The sequence below is a fragment of the Cohnella hongkongensis genome, from assembly GCF_042654645.1.
GTDB lineage: Bacteria > Bacillota > Bacilli > Paenibacillales > Paenibacillaceae > Cohnella > Cohnella hongkongensis.
The window spans coordinates 44322-64268 of record NZ_JBHSEP010000009.1 but is presented as its reverse complement, the minus strand read 5'-3'; the positions used below and the strand labels follow the sequence as shown (position 1 = coordinate 64268).

General features: G+C 60.0%; 18 protein-coding genes. 2 read left to right on the top strand and 16 right to left on the bottom strand.

What is annotated here, in order from left to right; all coding sequences use genetic code 11:
• Positions 1 to 58: 58 nt before the first annotated feature.
• The 11 genes from ACFO3S_RS13840 to ACFO3S_RS13790 all read right to left on the bottom strand — a co-directional run bounded on the left by ACFO3S_RS13840 (position 59) and on the right by ACFO3S_RS13790 (position 12944).
• On the bottom strand, positions 59 to 337 hold the full coding sequence (locus tag ACFO3S_RS13840; protein ID WP_378096920.1) for a hypothetical protein: 279 nt from the start codon (positions 335 to 337) through the stop codon (positions 59 to 61).
• A gap of 5 nt (positions 338 to 342) precedes the next feature.
• On the bottom strand, positions 343 to 489 hold the full coding sequence (locus ACFO3S_RS13835) for a YfhD family protein (protein ID WP_378096917.1): 147 nt from the start codon (positions 487 to 489) through the stop codon (positions 343 to 345).
• A gap of 138 nt (positions 490 to 627) precedes the next feature.
• The gene (gene dnaJ / locus ACFO3S_RS13830; protein ID WP_378096914.1) at positions 628 to 1755 is read right to left on the bottom strand and encodes a molecular chaperone DnaJ; all 1128 of its coding nucleotides are present in this window, start codon (positions 1753 to 1755) and stop codon (positions 628 to 630) included.
• An 89-nt stretch (positions 1756 to 1844) separates the two neighbouring features.
• Entirely contained in the window at positions 1845 to 3698 is a 1854-nt protein-coding gene (gene dnaK / locus ACFO3S_RS13825; protein ID WP_378096911.1) for a molecular chaperone DnaK, read from the bottom strand.
• A gap of 73 nt (positions 3699 to 3771) precedes the next feature.
• Complete coding sequence (gene grpE, locus ACFO3S_RS13820; RefSeq protein ID WP_378096908.1) at positions 3772 to 4329, bottom strand: nucleotide exchange factor GrpE; 558 nt, start codon at positions 4327 to 4329, stop codon at positions 3772 to 3774.
• Positions 4330 to 4417: 88 nt separating this feature from the next.
• Positions 4418 to 5443, bottom strand: coding sequence for a heat-inducible transcriptional repressor HrcA (hrcA, locus tag ACFO3S_RS13815; RefSeq protein ID WP_378096905.1), 1026 nt, complete (start codon positions 5441 to 5443; stop codon positions 4418 to 4420).
• 133 nt (positions 5444 to 5576) lie between these two features.
• Positions 5577 to 6077: an N-acetyltransferase gene (locus ACFO3S_RS13810; protein WP_378096902.1), complete on the bottom strand. Its 501-nt coding sequence runs from the start codon at positions 6075 to 6077 to the stop codon at positions 5577 to 5579.
• Positions 6078 to 6164: 87 nt separating this feature from the next.
• Positions 6165 to 7352 carry a radical SAM family heme chaperone HemW gene (gene hemW / locus ACFO3S_RS13805; RefSeq protein ID WP_378097275.1) on the bottom strand — a complete coding sequence of 396 codons (1188 nt, stop codon included), beginning with the start codon at positions 7350 to 7352 and terminating at the stop codon, positions 6165 to 6167.
• Positions 7353 to 7402: 50 nt separating this feature from the next.
• Complete coding sequence (gene lepA, locus ACFO3S_RS13800; protein ID WP_378096898.1) at positions 7403 to 9220, bottom strand: translation elongation factor 4; 1818 nt, start codon at positions 9218 to 9220, stop codon at positions 7403 to 7405.
• Between the two features lie 117 nt (positions 9221 to 9337).
• Positions 9338 to 11323 carry an endonuclease MutS2 gene (locus ACFO3S_RS13795; RefSeq protein WP_378096895.1) on the bottom strand — a complete coding sequence of 662 codons (1986 nt, stop codon included), beginning with the start codon at positions 11321 to 11323 and terminating at the stop codon, positions 9338 to 9340.
• Positions 11324 to 11768: 445 nt separating this feature from the next.
• Complete coding sequence (locus ACFO3S_RS13790; protein WP_378096892.1) at positions 11769 to 12944, bottom strand: glycerate kinase family protein; 1176 nt, start codon at positions 12942 to 12944, stop codon at positions 11769 to 11771.
• A 182-nt stretch (positions 12945 to 13126) separates the two neighbouring features.
• On the opposite strand from ACFO3S_RS13790, the gene ACFO3S_RS13785 reads away from it, so the two are divergent.
• On the top strand, positions 13127 to 14233 hold the full coding sequence (locus ACFO3S_RS13785) for a CdaR family transcriptional regulator (protein ID WP_378096889.1): 1107 nt from the start codon (positions 13127 to 13129) through the stop codon (positions 14231 to 14233).
• Positions 14234 to 14267: 34 nt separating this feature from the next.
• On the opposite strand, the gene ACFO3S_RS13780 is transcribed toward ACFO3S_RS13785, so the two are convergent.
• The 3 genes from ACFO3S_RS13780 to gpr all read right to left on the bottom strand — a co-directional run bounded on the left by ACFO3S_RS13780 (position 14268) and on the right by gpr (position 17183).
• Positions 14268 to 14648, bottom strand: coding sequence for a hypothetical protein (locus ACFO3S_RS13780; RefSeq protein ID WP_378096886.1), 381 nt, complete (start codon positions 14646 to 14648; stop codon positions 14268 to 14270).
• A 15-nt stretch (positions 14649 to 14663) separates the two neighbouring features.
• Positions 14664 to 15896, bottom strand: a complete 1233-nt coding sequence (spoIIP, locus tag ACFO3S_RS13775; RefSeq protein WP_378096883.1) for a stage II sporulation protein P — start codon at positions 15894 to 15896, stop codon at positions 14664 to 14666.
• Positions 15897 to 16178: 282 nt separating this feature from the next.
• Positions 16179 to 17183 (bottom strand): GPR endopeptidase, encoded by a 1005-nt coding sequence (gene gpr, locus ACFO3S_RS13770; RefSeq protein ID WP_378096880.1) that lies wholly within the window; start codon positions 17181 to 17183, stop codon positions 16179 to 16181.
• Positions 17184 to 17312: 129 nt separating this feature from the next.
• Here gpr and rpsT point away from each other — a divergent pair, with 129 nt between their 5' ends.
• On the top strand, positions 17313 to 17585 hold the full coding sequence (gene rpsT, locus ACFO3S_RS13765; protein WP_378096877.1) for a 30S ribosomal protein S20: 273 nt from the start codon (positions 17313 to 17315) through the stop codon (positions 17583 to 17585).
• A 136-nt stretch (positions 17586 to 17721) separates the two neighbouring features.
• Here the strand turns inward: rpsT and holA are convergent, their stop codons facing one another.
• Together holA and ACFO3S_RS13755 are read right to left on the bottom strand one after the other, a co-directional pair.
• The gene (gene holA, locus ACFO3S_RS13760) at positions 17722 to 18753 is read right to left on the bottom strand and encodes a DNA polymerase III subunit delta (protein WP_378096874.1); all 1032 of its coding nucleotides are present in this window, start codon (positions 18751 to 18753) and stop codon (positions 17722 to 17724) included.
• A 297-nt stretch (positions 18754 to 19050) separates the two neighbouring features.
• Entirely contained in the window at positions 19051 to 19935 is an 885-nt protein-coding gene (locus ACFO3S_RS13755; protein WP_378097272.1) for an anti-sigma factor family protein, read from the bottom strand.
• Between the last annotated feature and the right edge of the window lie 12 nt (positions 19936 to 19947).

The window sequence follows — 19947 nt, the reverse complement described above, 5'->3', positions numbered from 1 at the left end:
AAGTTAAAGAGTACGCAAAAGGCGCACCCCGTTTCGTCCGGAGTACGCCTCTGCTGGGTTAATCCAACTGGCCGCCGGCTTGCCGGATGACCGTACGAGCTTGAGCCAAAGCATCCGTCGGGACGAGCGCGGCAAGCGTAAATTCGGCGGCGTCAGCGCCCAGCTCCGAACCGATTTCCGCGTTCCATGGCTCCCTCCCCGGGGAAGAGCCTGCGCTCCCGTCGGCTCTCTCTAGCCGAAAGCGGTCGGCGCGAAGCGCGGACAGCTTTCGGACAACCGACTCGGCTTGAGCTTGGGTGGAAAATGTCGCTTGCAAAGGCTGCATCTGCATCTCCATCGGCGTCACTCCCCTTGCTCCAAGGCACGCCTGTCGGCTGCCTCCGCGCGTTCTAGTGCCTCCTGGTCGTCCCGATCCGCCAGCTCTTCCGAGTACTCGACATCCTCCGATCTCTCAACCGGCAAACGATTGCGTTCATTGGCATTGGCCATACGTTAAACCTCCCTCCTTCTCGTTGCCCGAGCGTCAGTCCTCGAGCAATTATTGTAATAGGTTCCGCTCCAAGCTCTTCTCTTATGCAAACCAACAAAAAACGGCCGCCAGCATTAGGCTGGACGGCCGCCTTTGACTTATTCGCCGAGAATCGCGCGTTTCATTCTTTCGAAAATGTTTTTGCTCTGCTCGTGGGTAGACTCTCCGCTCTTGGAGGCGAATTCCCTCAGCAGCTCCCGCTGATCGTCGCTAAGGTTAGTCGGAGTGACGACCGTCACCTTCACCTGCTGATCCCCCTGTCCGTAACCGCGAAGCTTCGGAACCCCTTTACCCTTCAAGCGGAAATAGGTTCCCGTCTGCGTTCCGGGGGGAATCTTCAGCTTAACCTTCTCGGATAACGTCGGAATCTCGATCTCGTCGCCGAGCGCGGCCTGCGTGAAGGTCAGCGGAATTTCGCAATAGATGTCGTCGCCTTCTCGCTCGAAGAAATCGTGCGTTTTCACGCGAAGCACGATATACAGATCCCCCGGCGGCCCTCCGCGAAGTCCGCCCTCTCCTTCGCCGCTTACCCGCAGTTGAGCGCCGTCGTCGACGCCTGCCGGGATTTTGACATGAATTTTGCGCTGTTTCTTCACCTGGCCGCTGCCGCCGCAAGTGACGCATCGCTCCTTGATCAGGGTGCCTCTTCCCGAGCAAGCGGTGCAAGTCCGCCGGTTCACGATACGGCCGAAGGGAGTATTTTGCGCCACCTCTTGCTGACCGGAGCCGCGGCAGACGGAGCAGGTCTCGGGCTTGGTCCCGGGCTTGGCGCCGTTGCCGTGGCAAGTGCCGCACGATTCCGTACGCGGAATGGTAATGTCCGTTTCTTTGCCGAACACCGCTTCCTTGAATTCGATCGTCATCGTATACTGCAGATCGTTCCCCCGCTGCGGAGCGTTCGGATCTCTGCGACCGCCGCCGCCGAAAAACATATCGAATATATCGCCGAAACCGCCGCCGAAATCCGCGCCTCCGGCACCTCCGAAGCCGCCGAAGCCGGCGTTCGGATCCTGGTGGCCGAACTGGTCGTAACGAGCGCGAGCCTGATCGTCGCTAAGCACGTCGTAGGCTTCCTTCACTTCCTTGAATTTCGTTTCGGCATCCGGGGATTTGTTGACGTCGGGGTGGTATTGCCGGGCAAGCTTGCGATACGCTTTTTTTACGTCGTCTGCGGAGGCGTTCTTGGGAAGCTCCAGCACTTCGTAATAGTCTCTTTTGTCCGCCACTTCTCTCCACCTCCTCATGAAGGAAAGTCAAAGCGTTCCCGCAGTGCCGGGAATCGGCTTTGACTTTCCGTGTATGCGGCTCACTCGGCTTATTTTTTGTCTTCGTCCACGACTTCGTAGTCGGCATCGACGACATTATCTTTGGCCGGTCCGGAGGAGCCGGCCGATCCGGCGTCCGCTCCTGCGTCCTGACCCGGTTGGGCTTGCTGAGCAGCCTGCTCGTAAAGCTTCACGGACAACTGCTGCACAATCTCCGTCAGCTCTTCCGTCGCTTTCTGGATCTGTTCAAGGTTATCGGAAGCGACTGCGCTTGTCAACTTCTCTTTCGCCGCATTCGCCTTCTCCACCTCGCCCGCGTCGACCTTGTCGCCGAGGTCTTTGATCGTTTTGTCGACGCTGTAGATCAGCTGATCGGCGCTGTTCTTCGCTTCGACCAGCTCGCGGCGGGCTTTGTCCTCTTCAGCGTGCAGCTCCGCTTCCTTCTGCATACGCTCGATGTCCTCTTTGCTCAAGCCGCCGGAGGAAGTGATCGTTATTTTCTGCGTTTTGCCGGTGCCTTTATCGAGAGCCGATACGTTGACGATACCGTTCGCGTCGATATCGAACGTCACTTCGATTTGCGGTACGCCGCGAGGCGCAGGAGGAATTTCGCTCAGGATAAAGCGGCCGAGCGTCTTGTTGTCCTTCGCCATCGCGCGCTCGCCTTGCAGCACGTGAATTTCGACCTGCGTCTGCATGTCGGCGTAAGTCGAGAACACTTGCGACTTGCTCGTCGGGATCGTCGTGTTGCGTTCGATCATCTTCGTCATGACGCCGCCGGCCGTTTCGATCCCGAGAGACAGCGGAGTGACGTCGAGCAGAACGACGTCCTTGACTTCGCCTGTCAATACGCCCGCTTGAACCGCAGCCCCAAGCGCCACGACTTCGTCCGGGTTAACGCCCTTGTGAGGCTCTTTGCCCGTCAGCTTTTTGATTGCGTCCTGAACGGCCGGAATCCGCGTGGAACCGCCGACGAGCACGACTTTGTCGATATCCGCCGGCGTCATGCCGGCATCCGACAGCGCCTGACGCGTAGGCGCCATCGTGCGCTCGACCAGATCAGCCGTGAGCTCGTCGAACTTCGAACGGCTCAAGTTCAGCTCCAAGTGCTGCGGCACTCCATCCACAACTGTAATGAACGGTAGGGAGATCGTCGTCGATACGACGCCGGACAATTCTTTTTTCGCTTTCTCGGCCGCGTCCTTCAAGCGCTGAACGGCCGCTTTGTCCTTCAGCAGATCGATGCCATGCTCTTTCTTGAATTCGCCGGACAGCCACTCCATGATCGCTTGGTCGAAATCGTCTCCGCCCAGGTGGTTGTCCCCGCTCGTCGCTTTAACTTCGAAAAAGCCGTCGCCGAGCTCCAGAATGCTGACGTCGAACGTACCGCCGCCCAGGTCGAATACGAGAATCGTTTGATCCTCTTGCTTCTCGAAGCCGTAGGCGAGCGCCGCCGCCGTCGGTTCATTGACGATGCGCAGCACTTCGAGGCCTGCGATGTTGCCGGCATCCTTCGTCGCTTGACGCTGGCTGTCGTTAAAATATGCAGGTACGGTAATGACCGCTTGCGTGACCGGCTGGCCTAAGTATGCTTCTGCGTCTGCTTTGAGCTTCTGCAGAATAATCGCCGAAATCTCCGGCGCGGAATAAGCTTTTCCTTCGATTGTTTCCTTATGGGTCGTACCCATGTGGCGCTTAATGGAAATGACGGTGCGATCCGGGTTCGTGATCGCTTGACGCTTCGCCGTCTCGCCGACGACGCGCTCTCCGTCTTTCTTGAAGCCGACGACGGACGGAGTCGTGCGGTTGCCCTCCGCATTAGGAATAACGACGGCTTCCCCGCCCTCCATGACCGCGACGCACGAGTTCGTCGTACCGAGGTCGATTCCGATTACTTTGCTCATAGCTGAGTGTTCCTCCTTTGAAATAAGTGCGCGATTGATTCCTCCGCTCCGGAAGGAATCTTAAGAGGCCTGTTTAGCCGCTGACTTTCACCATCGCGGGGCGTATGACCTTGTCCTTAAGCATATAGCCGGTTTGAACGACCTCGATGACGGTGCCTTCTTCATGTTCGTCGCTTTCCACTCGCATAATCGCCTGATGCAGCTCGGGATCGAACGGCTGCCCTAAGGCATCCATCGGCTTAAGGCCTTCGGCCTCCAGCACTTGAGACAGCTGGCGGAAAATCATGTCTACGCCTTTGGCGAAAGAATCGGTGCCTCCCGCCTCTTCGCCCGCTTGCAGCGCGCGTCCGAAATTGTCGAGAACGGGCAGCAGCTCCGTAATCAGCTTCATTGAAGCATACTGCGCCAGCTCCTCCTTCTCCTTCTGCGTGCGTCTGCGGAAGTTGTCGAAATCGGCCTGGGCGCGCAAATAACGGCTATGGTTATCATCGGCCAAACGCTGCAGTTCGGCGATGCGTTCGCTTTCCCCCGTCGACTGCTCCTCTGCCTGGCTTTCGCCGTCGGAAACGGTCGAATCGTTCGCTTCGGTCACGTTTTCCGGATCCAGCACTTCGTCTTGACGTTCATCCATGTTTGCGGACTCCTTCGTTTCATTCGTACTCATTGTACGATTCACCTCCTTACCGTGCCACCCTGCTTCGGGGGCTATACAGTGCCATTTATTTATGCCAACGGGACATCAATTGAGCGATATCCTTGGATAAATAATCAAGCAGACTGATCACCTTCGCGTATTCCATGCGGGTCGGGCCCAATATGCCGATCGTGCCGAGCGACTGACCGTCGAAGGAATAGGTCGCGGTAATCAGACTGCAATGGTTGATCGCCTCATGCGCGTTTTCCGTTCCGATCTTCACCTGAATGCCTTCCGGGTGCGACTGAAACAGCTGCAGGACGAGCGGGGTTGCCTCCAGCATGCCGAGAATCGACTTGGCCTTGTCGACGTCCTTAAACTCCGGCTGAGTCAGCATGTTGGAAGCGCCGCTTAAATACACTTTCGGCTCCTGCTTCTCGTCGATCGCCTGTTCGAGCAGCGCAAGAATCTCTTCGAACCTTTCCACGTAACGGCTCAGCTCTTTGGCGATCTCGCTGTGCAGAACCGTCTTGACTTTGTAGAAGGGGACGCCGGACAGCTTGTCGTTAAGCAGGTTGACGGTTTTCGTCATGTCGTCCATCGAGATGCCTTCCGGAATGGAAATCGTCCGATGCTCGACATGCCCCGTATTCGTCACGATAATCGCGACTGCGGAATTGTCCGTCAGCGGGATCACCTGAAAATGCTTTAAAGCGGTGTTGAACATCTCCGGGCCGAGCACGATCGAAGTGTAATTCGTCATTTGGGACAAAATAGTCGCCGCATGCTCGATAATCCCTTCCCAATGCATCATCTTCTCCGCGAAAAAAGAACGGAGCAACCGTGCGTCCCGCTCTCCGATGGTGCCTAAAGTGACGAGATGATCCACGTAATAACGGTAGCCTTTTATAGAAGGAATTCGGCCCGCCGAGGTGTGCGGCTGCTCCAGCAGCCCCATTTCCTCGAGATCGGCCATTTCGTTGCGAATGGTCGCCGGGCTGAAGGATACGTCTCCGCGCTTCGAGATGCTGCGGGAACCTACCGGCTCCGCAGAACGGATGTAGTCATCAATAATCGCGTTAAGAATCATGCGTTGTCGTTCACTCAGCATCCGATTCTCCTCCTTAATAAAAGGTTCCCGTTATCGTTAGCACTCAAATGCGTCGAGTGCTAAAGACTACTACAAAAATACCAAACCGAAGGCGGTCATGTCAAGGACGTTCCCGCTCGATTTGGCTGTTCGCTTACATTTGGGCGAAACTGAGCTGCTCGTCTCCCTCCGCTGACCCGATAAGGCGAACGACGGCGATCTCGTCGCAGCAGTGCTGCTTCGGACAATGAACGCAGTCCGTCCACACCTTCTCGGGAAAAATGTCCTTGTCGACGATCTGAAAGCCGTTTTTCTGAAAAAACACCGATTCGTACGTGAGCGCCATCACCTTCGGAATCCCTTGACGCTTGGCTTCCTCGATCAGCGCGTCCACGAGCCGGCTCCCGATGCCCTGCCCCTTGTAGCCGTCCGCGATGCCAAGCGAACGAATCTCGACGAGATCGCTGCCGAGCCGGCACAGCGAACCGCACCCGATGAGCCGCTCTCCATCCTGGGCGACGATAAACGTGCCGATATTTCGAGTAAGCGCCTCGCGGGACCTGGGCAGCATAATGCCCTTGGCGGCATAACCTTGTATCAGTTCGTGGAGCGCCTCTATATCTTCCGGCAGCGCGGGACGGCAGACGATCGACATGACCATTCCTTCTCTCTAGACAATGAATATGTATGAATAAATATACAACATCCGCACCGATCCCTCAAGAGACATTTATCGGAGCGTTCATACGAACGCTCCGAACACCTCATTGCCGAGCAGCACGCCCTGCCGGGTCAACCGGTATCCGCGCGCAGAGCCCGTCCGCTCCAGCAGGCCTTGCTTTACCAGCCGAGACAGCTCTTGGCCGAAAGTCTCCTCCAGATCGGCTCCGCCGAACTGACGGCCGAAATCTTCCTGCGTCACGCCTTCTCTCAGCCGCAGGCCGACCATCATGAAATCTCCCATCGCTTCGTCGGCGCTGACCTCGCTGGTCTCCAGGCGGGGCAGGCCGTTCGCGGCCGCGTCGATATACGGCTGCACACCTTTAATGTTGATATGCCGCCGCCCAAGCGCGTAGCCGTGCGCGCCCGCTCCCAGCCCGTAATAAGGCTCGTTGCGCCAGTACACCGTATTATGGCGGCTCTCGCAACCGGGACGCGCGAAATTGCTGATCTCGTATTGACGATACCCCGCTCGGCTTAATCTTTCCATTAAATATTCGTACATCGCGACTTCTTCCTCTTCCTCGGGCAGCGGCAGCTCATCCCTCTGGTACAGCCGGTAGAACAGCGTGTTTTCCTCCACCTTCAGCCCATAGAGCGAATAGTGCGGCAAGTCGAGCTCCAGCGCACGCTCCACGCTGTCCTGAAGCTGACGAAGCGTCTGATTCGGCAAGCCGAACATCAGATCGATGGACAGGTTCGCAAAGCCGGCCGACCTGGCGTTCGCGATGCTGTCCACAACATCCTGCGCGGCGTGAATTCTGCCGATTCTCTCGAGCAAGCCGTTATCGAACGTCTGGGCGCCGAAGCTGATCCGGTTCACGCCGCCCTCCCTCATCGCAGCCAGCTTCTCCAAGTCCGTCGTGCCCGGATTGGCCTCCATCGTAAACTCCGCGTCGGCCGCCAGCGGAAAATGCCGCCTCACCGAATCGAGAAACCGGGTCATCTGCGGAGGCGTCAGCACGGTGGGTGTTCCGCCGCCGACGAAAACGGTGTCGATCGTGCCCGGCGGCAGCTCCTCGGCCGTCAGCCGCATCTCGTTCTCCAACGCGTCCAAGTAGGCGTCGATCGGCTGGCCTGCAGCGACGTAAGAGTTAAAATCGCAGTAAAAGCACTTGTTCGTACAAAACGGGATATGAACGTACAGCGCCTTCGGGGTCCAACGGTGCAGCGGGGGAACAGGCTCAAGCGTCTTCTCCGAAACGGTCATCATGACACCCTCCATAGAGAAAAGCGGGCACGCAGCCCGCTTCCTCGCTCTTAATCTTCATCCAGCTTCAAGACGGCCATGAACGCCTCCTGCGGCACCTCGACGTTGCCGACCTGCTTCATCCGCTTTTTGCCTTCCTTCTGCTTGTCGAGCAGCTTTCGCTTCCGGGAGATGTCTCCCCCGTAGCACTTCGCGAGCACGTTTTTGCGCATCGCCTTGATCGTTTCGCGGGAGATGATCTTCTGGCCGACCGCCGCTTGAATCGGCACCTCGAACATCTGACGCGGGATCAGATCCTTCAGCTTCTCGCAAATAATCCGTCCGCGGTTGTAGGCGCGGTCCCGATGCACGATAAACGACAGCGCGTCGACCTTCTCGGAGTTGAGCAAAATGTCCATCTTGACGAGGGAGGACTGCCGGTAGCCGATCAGCTCGTAATCGAACGAGGCGTACCCTTTCGTGCTTGACTTCAGCTGATCGAAGAAGTCGTAGACGATCTCCGCCAGCGGCACGTTGTATTTCAGCGTTACGCGGTTCGTATCCAAGTACTGCATGTCGATAAACTCGCCGCGCTTGCCTTGGCACAGCTCCATAATCGCGCCGACGAAATCGTTCGGAACGATAATCGACGCCTTCACATAAGGCTCTTCGACGAAGTCGATCTTGGCGGTCTCCGGATAGTCGGCCGGATTGGAGATTTCCTGCACCTCGCCGCTTGTCAGCGTCACCCGGTAAATAACGCTCGGAGCGGTCGTAATCAGCGGGATGTTGAACTCGCGCTCGATTCTCTCCTGAATGATCTCCATGTGAAGCATGCCGAGAAAGCCGCAGCGAAACCCGAAGCCGAGCGCCTGCGAAGACTCGGGCTCGTAGCGGAGCGAAGCGTCGTTCAGCTCCAGCTTCTCCAGCGCGTCTCTCAAATCGTTGTAATCGGTCGAATCGATCGGATACAGGCCGCAGAACACCATCGGGTTAATGCTTCGATAACCCGGCAGCGGCTCCGGGGTCGGATTTCTCGCATCGGTGATCGTATCCCCGACCCGAGTGTCCTTCACGTTCTTGATCGATGCGCTGACGAAGCCTACGTCTCCCGGCCCCAGCTCGGCAACGGCTGTCGGACGGGGCATGAACGTGCCGACCTCGACGACGTCGAACTGCGCTCCGGTCGCCATAAACTTCATGCGCGTACCGGCCTTGATCGTGCCGTCTATGACGCGAATATAGCAGACGACGCCTTTGTACGCATCGTAATGGGAGTCGAAGATGAGCGCCTTCAGCGGCTTGTCGCGATCTCCCTGGGGAGACGGCACCTTCTGCACGATCTGCTCGAGAATCTCCTTGATGCCGATGCCGTTCTTCGCGGACGCAAGCACCGCGTCGCTGGCGTCGAGACCGATGACGTCCTCGACCTCCTGCTTCACCCGGTCGGGCTCAGCGCTGGGCAAGTCGATCTTGTTAATGACCGGAACGATCTCCAGATTGTTGTCCAGCGCCAGATAGACGTTGGCCAGCGTCTGGGCTTCGATGCCCTGCGCCGCGTCGACGACGAGAATCGCGCCCTCGCAGGCGGCCAAGCTTCGCGACACCTCGTACGTAAAATCGACGTGTCCCGGCGTATCGATCAAATGAAGCAAATAGGTTTCTCCGTCGTCGGCCTTGTAGAGCAGACGTACGGCCTGCAGCTTGATCGTAATGCCGCGTTCCCGCTCCAGATCCATCGAGTCCAGCACCTGGTCCTGCATTTCGCGGGAGGTCAGCGCCCCCGTATATTCCAGAATGCGGTCGGCCAGCGTCGATTTGCCGTGGTCGATGTGCGCGATAATGCAAAAATTGCGAATGTGGCTTTGCTTGATTGACAGTTCTGCCATTCCAATGTGTACCTCCAGCCGGTTCCATAACGTCGAATGACGATCACTTCATTATAACAGCGGAAGCCCCGCTCATCAATGAGTCCGCTGTTCGGGGCGCGGCTGGAGTTTGCGAAGCTACTCCTCGCCCGGACGCTCGATCTTCAGGCCTTCCACGTGACGCTTGCCCATCAGGTGCCGTTTCTTGCGATTCTCGACCGACTCGAAGACGATGTCCAGGTCGTAATCCTCGCCCGGGTACAGATGCTTCTTGTCGATATACTTCCGAATCCGCTTATGGTTAAGCTTGATCTTCTCCCTCTGAACCTGCACGATCAGATTGCCGCGCTCGTCCGGCAGCCGGTAGACGACGCCGGGCTTGCGAAGATGCGGAATAAACACGAGGTCCCCGACCGACCAGCGGCTGGCGAGCTCCCGTTCCGCCTGCCCGGAGCCGGCCTGCCGCGCAGACTCGCTCGACGACGGCCGGCGGGAGGAAGCGAGCTCGCCGCCCTTGCCATTCCGGGCGCCGTCAGCGGGCATCGCAAGCCCCGCATCGCCCTTCGCAGGAGGAACGGGCGTCTCGCCTCTCCCCTCCTTCAGCCGGTCGGCGATCGTTCGCGCCCTCTCGATAATGGCCGGCGCGATACCCAGCTTGGACGCAATGACGAACGCGTAGCTGTTGCCGGCTTCTCCCATGTCCAGCCGATACAGCGGACTAAGCGTCCGCTCGTCGAACGCCATTCGGGCATTCCGGAAGCCTTCGGTGACGCGGGCGTATTCCTTGATCTCGTTGAAGTGCGTCGTCGCCATCACGGTGCAGCCCCGCCGGTACAGCTCCTCCAGCACGGCGATGGACAAACCGACCCCCTCTCCCGGATCGGTGCCGGTCGCCAATTCGTCCAGCAGCACGAGCGTGGAAGGACCGGCATGAGCCAGAATGTCAATCACGTTGCGCAGATGGGAGGAAAACGTGCTGAGCGAAGATTCGAGGCTTTGGCCGTCCCCGATATCGACTTCTACCGCTTGGAAGACGGCGACGACGCTTCCTTCCGCCGCCGGAATGAGCAGCCCGGATTGCGCCAGCAGCGTAAGCAGTCCTGCCGTCTTCAGCGCGACCGTCTTCCCGCCCGTATTCGGGCCCGTGACGAGAAGCGTCCGGTATCCGTCGCCGATGCGGATGTTAAGCGGCACCGGCTTCGTCGCCAGAAACGGGTGACGTGCTTCCTTAAGATCGAGCACGCGGCTGCTGCTGAGCGCCGGGGCGACGCCCCCGACGGCAAGCCCCCACTTGGCCTTCGCGAACAGAAAATCGTAATGTCCGGTCGCCTCGAGATTGACGGACAGCTCCTGGGCGTAAGCTTCGGCCTCTTCCGTCAACCGGGCGAGCACAAGCGTCTCCTCGCGGCTCTCCTCGAAGCGCAGCTCGTTCAACTCCATCTGCAGACCGGCCAGCTCGGACGGCTCGACGAACACCGTCTGTCCGCTCGCCGATTCGTCCAGCACGGCGCCCGGCACGCGCTTGCGGTGCTCCCGCTTGACCGGCAGCACGTATCTGCCGTCGCGCCGGCTGACGATTCTCTCCTGCAGGCTGTCCGCCAGCCTCGCCATCAAGCTCTCCAGCTTTTTCCGCAGCTTCTCCTCCGCTGTGCGAATTTTTTTGCGGACCTTGTGAAGCTCCGCGCTCGCCGTATCCAGAATGCGTCCGCGGTCGACGCACGCCTCGATCGACTCGCGCAGCGGCTTCAAATCGTACATCGACATGCCGTAGCCGGCTACCGACGGAAAATCGGACCTTTTGGCGGCCATGTACTGCCGGAGCTGCTCGCAGCTTCGCGCGAACTGGGCGAGATGGCCGAAATCCTGTTCGGTCAGAACGTACCCCGTTCCCAGCAAGGCCATCAGCGTCTCCATTCCCTCGAGCGAAGGAAGGGGCGGGTGGGCGCCTCTGACCAGCAGCCGGGAAGCCTCCTCCGTCTCCTCCAGCTTGCGCCGTATCCTCTCGATGTCCGTCAGCGGCTGAAGCTCCTCGACTCTTTTTTTGCCCAAGTAGGTGACCGCGCAGCTCATGAGCGCTTCGATCACGCGCGGGTACTCCAGTTTGTTCAGTGACTCCGTTCTCATTCGAATTACCTCCTCATCGGAAAATAAAAACAGGCCGCGAGGACATGCGCCATCGGCGCAAGCTCGCAGCCTGCCTGAAATCAAGCACGAAGAGAGGCGAAATTCGGCGGGCGCATCCCCGCAAAATCGCGCAAAAAAGCCGCACCCTGACGAGCGCGGCAGATCTCCCCGATGCATCGCTTCGGAAGGGGCGGTCTTGTCCGGTTCCTCACTGGTTATTCCAGCCGCTTCGAATCCGTCGACAAACAAGCCTTCGTATTCCAGGCCTGCAGCTTCCTGCACGGATCGTTAGCGACTTATTGAATAAGTCAGTTCAGAACCCTTACCAACATCAAAATTTCCCCTTTGAAACGGAATTGGCTTAATTGTATGCCAAATGACACTCGCGCGTCAAGCGCCCGGCCCGGCCGTCTTCGACCGGCTCAGACAGGCTTGGGGCTCGGACTTAACCGCGCCTCGCGGCCGCCCGAACGAGCAGCGCGATCCGCCGCGCTTGCGCTTGCAGCCAGGGTCCGGCTTGCTCCAGACAGTCCTGCAGGCCGGACGGACGGCTGACCGCGGCGAAGCAGCCCGCGAACCGCGCTTCCAGGCGATCCGCATCCTCTCCGAGACTTCCGGACAGCAGCGTGCAAGGCTTTCCCGCCGCTTCGGCCAGGCCCGCCACCTGATAAGGGAGCTTGCCGAAAGCGGTCTGGCTGTCGCTTCGCCCTTCCCCGGTAATCACCCAGTCGCATCGGCGAATAGGCTCCTCCAGACCGATCGCTTCCATGACCAGCCTCGCCCCGGACTCCAGCCGCCCTCCAAGCGCCAGCAGCGCAAACCCAAGCCCGCCGGCCGCGCCGGCTCCGGCTCGTCTCGCCATATTCGTCTCCGCCGGCGGTCCGTCCCCGGCGCGGCGCTGCAGCTCGCCCTCCACCAGAGAGGCATAGCGGGCCAGATCGTCGTCGAGGCGCCTCCTCAGTTGCGGATCGGCGCCCTTCTGCGCCCCGAACACCGCCGTAGCGCCGTCCGGCCCGCATAGCGGATTGTCGACATCGCTGGCTCCGATCAGGACGCATTCCTCCAGCCGCGGATCCAAGCCGGAGAGATCGACCCGGTCGACGCGACGCAGATCTTCTCCCCGACCGAACAGCCGCTCGCCCGTGGCGCAGCGGAATTCGGCTCCGAGGGCGGCAAGCATGCCCATCCCTCCGTCATTGGTCGCGCTGCCTCCCAGTCCGACGATAAAGCGCCGAATGCCCGCGTCCAACCCATGGCGGATCGCCTCTCCGAGCCCTCTCGTCGTCGTGAGCAGCGGGTTCCGTTCGCGCTCGGCCACCATCGTTAAGCCGCAGATCGCCGCCGTTTCGACGACGGCCGTCCGATCTCCGGCAGCCGTCCTCACTTCGCCGTATCCGCTCTTGATCGGCTGTCCCAACGGTCCGCACAGAGCGACCGTCTCGACTCTTCCGTCCAAAGCCTCCGTCAGCGCCGCCATCGTGCCCTCTCCCCCGTCCGCCATGGCGAACACGCTGCATTCGGCTTCCGGCAGCGCCGCTGCGATTCCTTGCTCCACGGCGCGCCCGGCCTGCAGAGAGGTCAGACTTCCCTTAAAGGAATCCATCGCAATGACGAATTTCAAGCCGTCTCACTCCTTCATGCCTCCCGCCAAGGCGCATATTTCGGTTGTTTGATCGTTGTGATCGTTATTATACAGGATTGAAGCTGTTTAATCTTCGTATGAAATGTCTGAATTTAAATGCCTTTTCCACTTAATTATCATATAATAGATACAAAAATCGCGGTTGATAAAGGAGAAGGCCGATGCTCAGCAAGGAGCTTGCAGAGGAGATCGCCGCAGACACGTTTAAACGGCTGAAGCTTCCGATCAATCTGATGGACACCTCCGCCTGCATCGTGGCCAGCAGCGATCCGGCCCGGGTCGGCGCTTACCATGCCGCCGCCGAGGAGGCGATCCGAACTGGCCGGCCAGTGTCCGTCGACGGAAGCGTGGCGAAGCTGCGCGGCGTGCAGCCGGGCGTCAATCTTCCCTTTCGCTACGAGGACAAAGTGGCCGGGGTGGTAGGCATTACGGGCGATCCCGACAAGGTGGAGCCCTTCGGTGAGCTGGTGGCCATGACGGTCGAGCTGATGCTCAGGCAGCGAATGCTCGGCCTTCGCCACGAGTGGAGGCAAACGCTGGAGGAGTTGGCGCTGGAGGAAGCGTTCCGGCACGACAGAACGGACGACACGCTGCTGAATCAGCGCCTGGCCGCGCTTGGCGTGCCGGTTCGGATGCCGATCCATGCGGCCGAGATCGGCTTGGCCGACTCTGAAGCGTTGAATGGGCGGGAGCCGCTGCTCCCGGTTCTGAGGGAACGTCTCCCGGACGGCGCGGCGCTCGTCAGCCGGGTCAGCCCGACCCGCTTCGTTCTGCTGCTGTTCGGGCTGGAGGAGCCTGAATGCCTTCGCCGCCTGTCCTCGCTCTTCCAGCAGCTGACGGCGCTCGGTCTGTCTTGCCGGATCGGCGTATCCTCCCCGGCAGACCGACTGGATCTCCTCCCGCTTATTCGGGACGAAGCCGGGCAAGCTTTGCGCTTCGGGGAAGCGGACCTGTTCGCCGAAGGCCCGGTGCCCTACGCCCGCATCGAAGCGGAGGCTTTCCTGCAAAGCGTCCCCGCCGCCCAGCGCAGCCGGCTGGCGGCCAGGTACGGCGCAGCGCTGGACGAGAAGATGCGCAGCACGCTGCGCGCGCTCTTCGCCTGCGACCTCAACCTGGCGGAGACGGTGCGGGCGCTCGGCGTTCATCGCAATACGCTGCTGTACCGGCTGGAGCAGATCGGGGAAAGAACGGGCTTGAATCCCCGGAGGTTTCGGGATGCGCTGCTGCTGCAATTCATCCTGTGGCTGTCGGAGAAGGAGGCGCGCTGATCGCGGCTGGCGAGCGCGGGATCGGTCGCCCCGTCTATCCCGCAATCCGGTTGAAAATGGATACGACCATGCGAATCCCGTTGCGGGACAGTTCGTGCAGCACCTCGGCCGTCCTTCCGGAGAAGCGATCCACGACCGGCTCGCGGTCCAGACGGGGAATTGCGACGCCCGGCTCCTCTTCGCCGTCCGCCCAGATCGGCGCCGTCGGCTCCGGCCGACTCTCTTCCCTTCCGCTGCGATCCGCGCCTACAGGCAGCGTCCAGTCCCCGCCCTCGTCGATCCGATCCGCCGCGCTTTCCGTCTCCAGGGGCCCGTTAACGTTCCGAATCCCTTGGGAGGACAGCTCCATCCCGTACAGGACGGCGAAGCCGAGCAGGCCGGCCAGCAGAAGCAATTTGAATGAATCTCTGCGCATTGACGCTCCTCCTTCCTATTTTTGCGGCGCGTCCGCCTTAACCGCCTTCTCGTTGTCCCAGTAGATTTCCGAGATGACTTTCGCCAGCGCGTCCGCCGTCCGGTAGCATTCCTCAAGCGTATTGTCGACGCCGCCGATTTCGATCAGCACGCTGCCAGGAGAGACCGATTGATTGTATTCCCCGTTGCCGTTGGCCGCCGTCTTGCCCCATACGCCCCGGGACAGACCGGGATACTGCTTCTCCAGACGCTCGTGAATCCGATTGGCCAGATCCTCATTCTCCCGCCAGTTCGGGTTGCGGTGTCCGATAATAAAATACACCTGCGCATAGTCCTTGCCGTCGATCGTGGCCGTCGTCTTCGAGCGCCGCTGGGAGTCCCGGTGGATGTCGAAGAAAAACTGCAGATCCTCGTGATCGCTCAACGCCTGGCGAACGGTCTGCAAAGAATATTTGTACGAATAATTCCAATTATAGCCCTCAATCGAGGTCGGATAATCCTTCGGCGAATGCACCGCGCCGATTCCCCGCTTTTCCAGTTGGCCGGTCAGCCGCTTGCCGACCAGGGTGACGTTGATTTTGCTCGAATTCGGATCCTTCGTCCCCTCTTTCAGCTCCGGATAATACGACTCCCGATTGTGAGAGTGATAGACGAAGACGATTTTGCGCCCGTCCGTCGACGGAGCGGCGTCCGGGGCGGGCTTGTCCTCCCCTTCGGACGGCGGGGGAGACGCCGAAAACTCCGTCTCCGGAAACAGATCCGGATCCTGCGACTCGGCCGGCTCTCCGTGATCCGAATTCAGTCCCTCCTCGCTGATCGGGCCGTGGTCTTCCGGCGCTTCGGGCGATCCGGACCCGGGACGAAGCAGCACCGAACGGTCGCGGTCCATGCCGGGAAGCTCCAGCGAGAGCAAGCTCTTCGGCTGATCGGGGTTCAAGTCGGTCATGAATCGCAGCAGGAAAGACGCCATACGGCCCGCCTCGAAAGGCGAATTCGCCGCCGGCTCCATATGCGGCAACTCCATCGCCAGCAGCGATCGGAAAAACTGGCCCGATAGCGAGGCGGCCATCCCCTTCATCGATTGCGCGGGCGATACCGCCAGCTTGTTCTGCAGCACGCCTCCCAGTCCCAGCATGACGAACAGCAGCATCGAGCCGGCGCTCAGCCAGAAAAAAGCGCGGCCGGTAATGAGCACTTTGCGCCATCTCGCGCCCGGCAGCGTCTCCGTCGTTACGTTCATTCTTTTCATGTTGCTCTCCCTCCCGTTGCCCCGTCCTGCGGAAGCGCCCTCTCTTTTTTCCAGGTATCTCATCCTATGAGACAATCGGGAATGATAGAACCGGGACGGCTAATCGATAGAATGAGAGAGGAGTACCGGGGATCCCGCGTTTTGGCTCAAGAAGGCGGCAAGCGATCAAAAGCCAGGAAAGGCGGTGCAGGGATCCCCCCCTACACCGCCTTTATTTTTGCCGATTTCCTTCAAGCGAGCAGACCTACTTCCGGGACAGCCTTCTCTCGGCCATACGGCGCGTCAATGCGTATAAGCGGCCACGTTATCGGTGTCGACGGCTTCGTGCAGAGCGGCGTTAAGGCCGCTGGCGATGACGTTGGCGATATCCTCGATAAATTTGTCGATTTCCTTCGGCGTCACGAGCAGGTCGTGGCCGAGCGGACTGAGCACCTCGCGCACGAGCTGCAGCCGTTCGTCGTCGGCCATTTGGCCGAATGCGCCGAACAGCGGATCGGTGTTGTTCGTATGCTTCTTCATATGCTCGAACATCAGTTGAATCGTATTGTTGACGATCGTCGACGCGTACACGACGGTCGGCACGCCGATCCCGATGCAGGGCACCCCGAGAATGTCCTTGGTCAGTCCCTTGCGCTTGTTGCCGATGCCCGATCCGGGATGAATGCCCGTATCGGCGATCTGGATCGTCGTATTGACCCGGGCCAGCGATTTGGCGGCCAGCGCGTCAACGGCGATGATCAGATCCGGCTTGGCCTTCTCCACGATACCCTGCACGATGTCGCTCGATTCGATCCCCGTCGTGCCCAGCACCCCGGGCGCTACCGCGCTAACCGGACGGTAGCCCGGACTGACCTGATCCGGCATCAGCTCGAAGAAATGGCGGGTCACCATCATATTGTCGACCACGATCGGTCCAAGCGCGTCCGGGGTTACGCTCGAGTTGCCGAGACCGACGACGAGCACGCTGTTCTTCGGGGTAATGCCGATTCGCTTCAGGAACGCCTCGAACTCCTTCGCCAGCGACGTTGCCACCTTGTCCTGCAGCTCCGAGTCGCCCTGGCGCATGTCCGGCACCTCCAGCGTCACGTAGTGCCCGATCATTTTCCCGATCTGGCGCGCGGCCTGCTCGTCACGGATTTCCATACGGGTGACGGTAATGCCGTCCTTGCTTTCCGATTCGGACCACAAACCGGGAATATCCGCTCCCGGAGCGTTCTCCGAAACGATCTCCTTCGCTTCCAGAGCCAGATCCGTGCGAACGTCGTACATCGATAAGTCTTTGTCCATCAGGCGTTCCGAAACCCCTTTCTCCTGCCGATTGAAGGGAGAAATCATCCTTGCTTTTTACCCCCTTGCATGATAGAATGTTACAAGTTGTGTGGAGAAATACTTCTGTTTGATCTGGAGGTGAAAAGAATGCCAAACATCAAATCCGCCATCAAACGTACCAAAACGAACGAAGCTCGCCGCCTGCGCAACGCTTCGGCGAAGTCCGCTCTTCGTACGGCCGTTAAGCAAGCCGACGCAGCGGTATTGGGAACGGACGTGGACGCTGCCAAAGCAGCTTACGGCGCAGCTCAGAAGAAACTGGACAAAGCGGCAACGAAAGGCCTCATTCACAAAAATGCAGCCGCTCGCAAAAAGTCCCGCCTGGCGAAAAAAATCAACGCATTGTCCGCGCAAGCTTAAGGCTGCGCCTGACGCATATGCGGCCGACCGCTCTTCGAGCGGCAGCCATAAAAGAGCCATCCTCTGCAGGATTGTCCTGCTTGTAGGATGGCTCTTTTGGTTCGTTTTCATGTCGCTTCCCCGTCGAAGGCTCCCCTCAACTCGCACCCCGGGAGCCGGTTCGCAGCAAAAACAGCTCAAGGCCAAGCGCCTTGTCCACCTTCCCCGCCTTCATCGCGTAGTCGAGCTCCGCCAGCTCGTTCAGCAGGGAAGCCAGCCGCTCGAGGCTGAACTTGCGAGCCTGCTCGCTCGTTATTTTCACCGCGTAAGGGTGCAGCCCGATCTGGGAGGCCATCTGCTGGGGAGAATAGCCCTGCGCTCCGAGCTCCTTGACGTACAGCATGTTGCGAAACTGCCGGACAAGCAGCGCCGTCAGCTTGATCGGCTCCTCCCGCTGCTTCAGCAAATCGTGATACAGCGCGATCGCTTCGGCCGTACGCAAGGCGGCCAGCTCCTCGGTCAGCTTAAAGACGTTCTGCTCCGTCGCCATCGGAACAAGCGAGCGAACCGACGACAGAGACACGGCGCCTCCCTGGCCCGCATGCAGGCACAGCTTGTCCGTCTCCGCCGCCAGCGCGCGCATATCGGTTCCCGCGCGCCGCAGCAGCTCCTCCGCGGCCGCGCCGTCCATGGAGCGGCCCTGGCTCTCCGCGCGCTTGATCAGCCAGCGCAGCAGCTCCTCCGGCTGCAAGGAGGCGAACGACACGACGTAATCTTTGGCCTTGGCCGCCTTCACCGTCTTTTTGCGCTCGTCAAGCTTCTCCTGCGGCACGATAAACACGAGCACCGTCGAATCGAGAGGCTGCTCCAGATAGGCGAGCAGCCTCTCGGGACGATGCTCGACTTTGGCCGACTCCTTGCCCGCAGCGAACAGCGTCTGATCCCGGACGAGCACGAGCTTGCTCGGCACGAGAAACGGAAGCGTCTCGGCCTCGTCGACGACCGTGTCGATAGGCGTATCCCCGGTATCGAAGCGAACGATCGCCATCTCTCTGTGTTCGGGCTGCACGAGCCGTTCCTGCAGCCGCTCTATAAACTCGTTCATCAGATAGGACTCGGTTCCGCAGCACACGTACACGGGCGAGACCCGGTCCTGCTTGATCGATCGAAAAGCTTGCTTGGCGTCCATCCTGCCGCTCCTCGCTATGCTGAACTGGCTCCGTTCGAATCCTCCCCCGGAATGCCGTCAAGCGCGATCCGGGAGCGGAATTTGGAACTCCCTTATGTATTGTACAACAAAAGACAGAAGGATCGCACCTCTATTCGAGGCGCGATCCCTCTGTCTCGGACATCTATATCAACGTCCGCCGGCCGGCCCATGGTACCGGCGCGAACGAGCGTGACGATAGTCCGGAGACGATCGTCGGCTTTCTCCTATACTATACGCGGCTGGGCCCGGTCGGGTGACAGCCGCGAAAGCCGCCGGTTATCTGGGGGATTCCGAGAACGTCGCCATGTCGAGCTGCCATTCCGACGAGCGGCCGTCCGTCCCGGTAACGGTAAAGTACAGGACGGTGCCGTCCTCACTCCAGGTCAGCAGGCCGACGCTGCCTTCCCTGGGCGGGGAGCTGTACAGCAGCTCGTCATTGTCGATCCCGTACACCCGGAACGTCCCTTCCTCCGCCGCGACAGCTCTCCACTTGCCGTCCGGGGACACGACAGCCCCCCCTGTCAGCGACATGCCCGATACCGGTTGTTCGTCTACCTCGCCCTGCTTGCCGACTTGGCCCTCCTCGGGCGCGAAGTCTCTCGCTTCCATCGAAGCTTCCGGCTGACCGGATTCGTTGGCGATCGAACGCTTCTCCAGGGCCTCGGCCGACTGATCGTGCATGAGCATCTCGTCCTCCGCTCCCGGCACGGAGAACAGGCTGGCGCCCGAAGCCGCTTCCTGCTTCGCGACCGAATCCGGCATCGACGCATTGTGGCTGCCGCCGGGCGCCAGCCACTGTCCGGGATTGCCGAACAGAAGCAGGCCGACGACGACGCCGGCGGCAATGACGCCCGACATTCTGCGAATGAGTCGCGCGGGACGAGCCGAACGGGCCGGCGCCGGCGATGAGGCGGAGGCAGCGGCGCCTTCGTCGGTCCCATCGACCGCGCCGGCCGCATGCAGACGTTCCAGCTCCGGAAGTATCGAATCTACGATACTGAATTTCGGCACGACGCGCGGAAGCTGCTCCAGCTCGCTTGACAGCTTCTGCAGTCTGGCCAGCATGGCGGCGCAATCCGAGCATTGACGGGCATGTTCCATCATGAGCGATTGTTCTTGCTGATCCAAGTCGCCGTCAACGTAACGCTGCATGAGTTCCATCACCTCTTGGCA

Coding starts and splice junctions, on each gene's coding strand:
- lepA (WP_378096898.1), bottom strand. CDS start 9,220: ATGGCAGAACTGTCAATCAAGCAAAGCCACATTCGCAATTTTTGCATT.
- ACFO3S_RS13780 (WP_378096886.1), bottom strand. CDS start 14,648: ATGCGCAGAGATTCATTCAAATTGCTTCTGCTGGCCGGCCTGCTCGGC.
- gpr (WP_378096880.1), bottom strand. CDS start 17,183: ATGGACAAAGACTTATCGATGTACGACGTTCGCACGGATCTGGCTCTG.
- dnaK (WP_378096911.1), bottom strand. CDS start 3,698: ATGAGCAAAGTAATCGGAATCGACCTCGGTACGACGAACTCGTGCGTC.
- rpsT (WP_378096877.1), top strand. CDS start 17,313: ATGCCAAACATCAAATCCGCCATCAAACGTACCAAAACGAACGAAGCT.
- ACFO3S_RS13810 (WP_378096902.1), bottom strand. CDS start 6,077: ATGTCGATCGTCTGCCGTCCCGCGCTGCCGGAAGATATAGAGGCGCTC.
- spoIIP (WP_378096883.1), bottom strand. CDS start 15,896: ATGAAAAGAATGAACGTAACGACGGAGACGCTGCCGGGCGCGAGATGG.
- ACFO3S_RS13785 (WP_378096889.1), top strand. CDS start 13,127: ATGCTCAGCAAGGAGCTTGCAGAGGAGATCGCCGCAGACACGTTTAAA.
- ACFO3S_RS13835 (WP_378096917.1), bottom strand. CDS start 489: ATGGCCAATGCCAATGAACGCAATCGTTTGCCGGTTGAGAGATCGGAG.
- ACFO3S_RS13755 (WP_378097272.1), bottom strand. CDS start 19,935: ATGGAACTCATGCAGCGTTACGTTGACGGCGACTTGGATCAGCAAGAA.
- grpE (WP_378096908.1), bottom strand. CDS start 4,329: ATGGATGAACGTCAAGACGAAGTGCTGGATCCGGAAAACGTGACCGAA.
- holA (WP_378096874.1), bottom strand. CDS start 18,753: ATGGACGCCAAGCAAGCTTTTCGATCGATCAAGCAGGACCGGGTCTCG.
- ACFO3S_RS13840 (WP_378096920.1), bottom strand. CDS start 337: ATGGAGATGCAGATGCAGCCTTTGCAAGCGACATTTTCCACCCAAGCT.
- hrcA (WP_378096905.1), bottom strand. CDS start 5,443: ATGCTGAGTGAACGACAACGCATGATTCTTAACGCGATTATTGATGAC.
- hemW (WP_378097275.1), bottom strand. CDS start 7,352: ATGACCGTTTCGGAGAAGACGCTTGAGCCTGTTCCCCCGCTGCACCGT.
- ACFO3S_RS13795 (WP_378096895.1), bottom strand. CDS start 11,323: ATGAGAACGGAGTCACTGAACAAACTGGAGTACCCGCGCGTGATCGAA.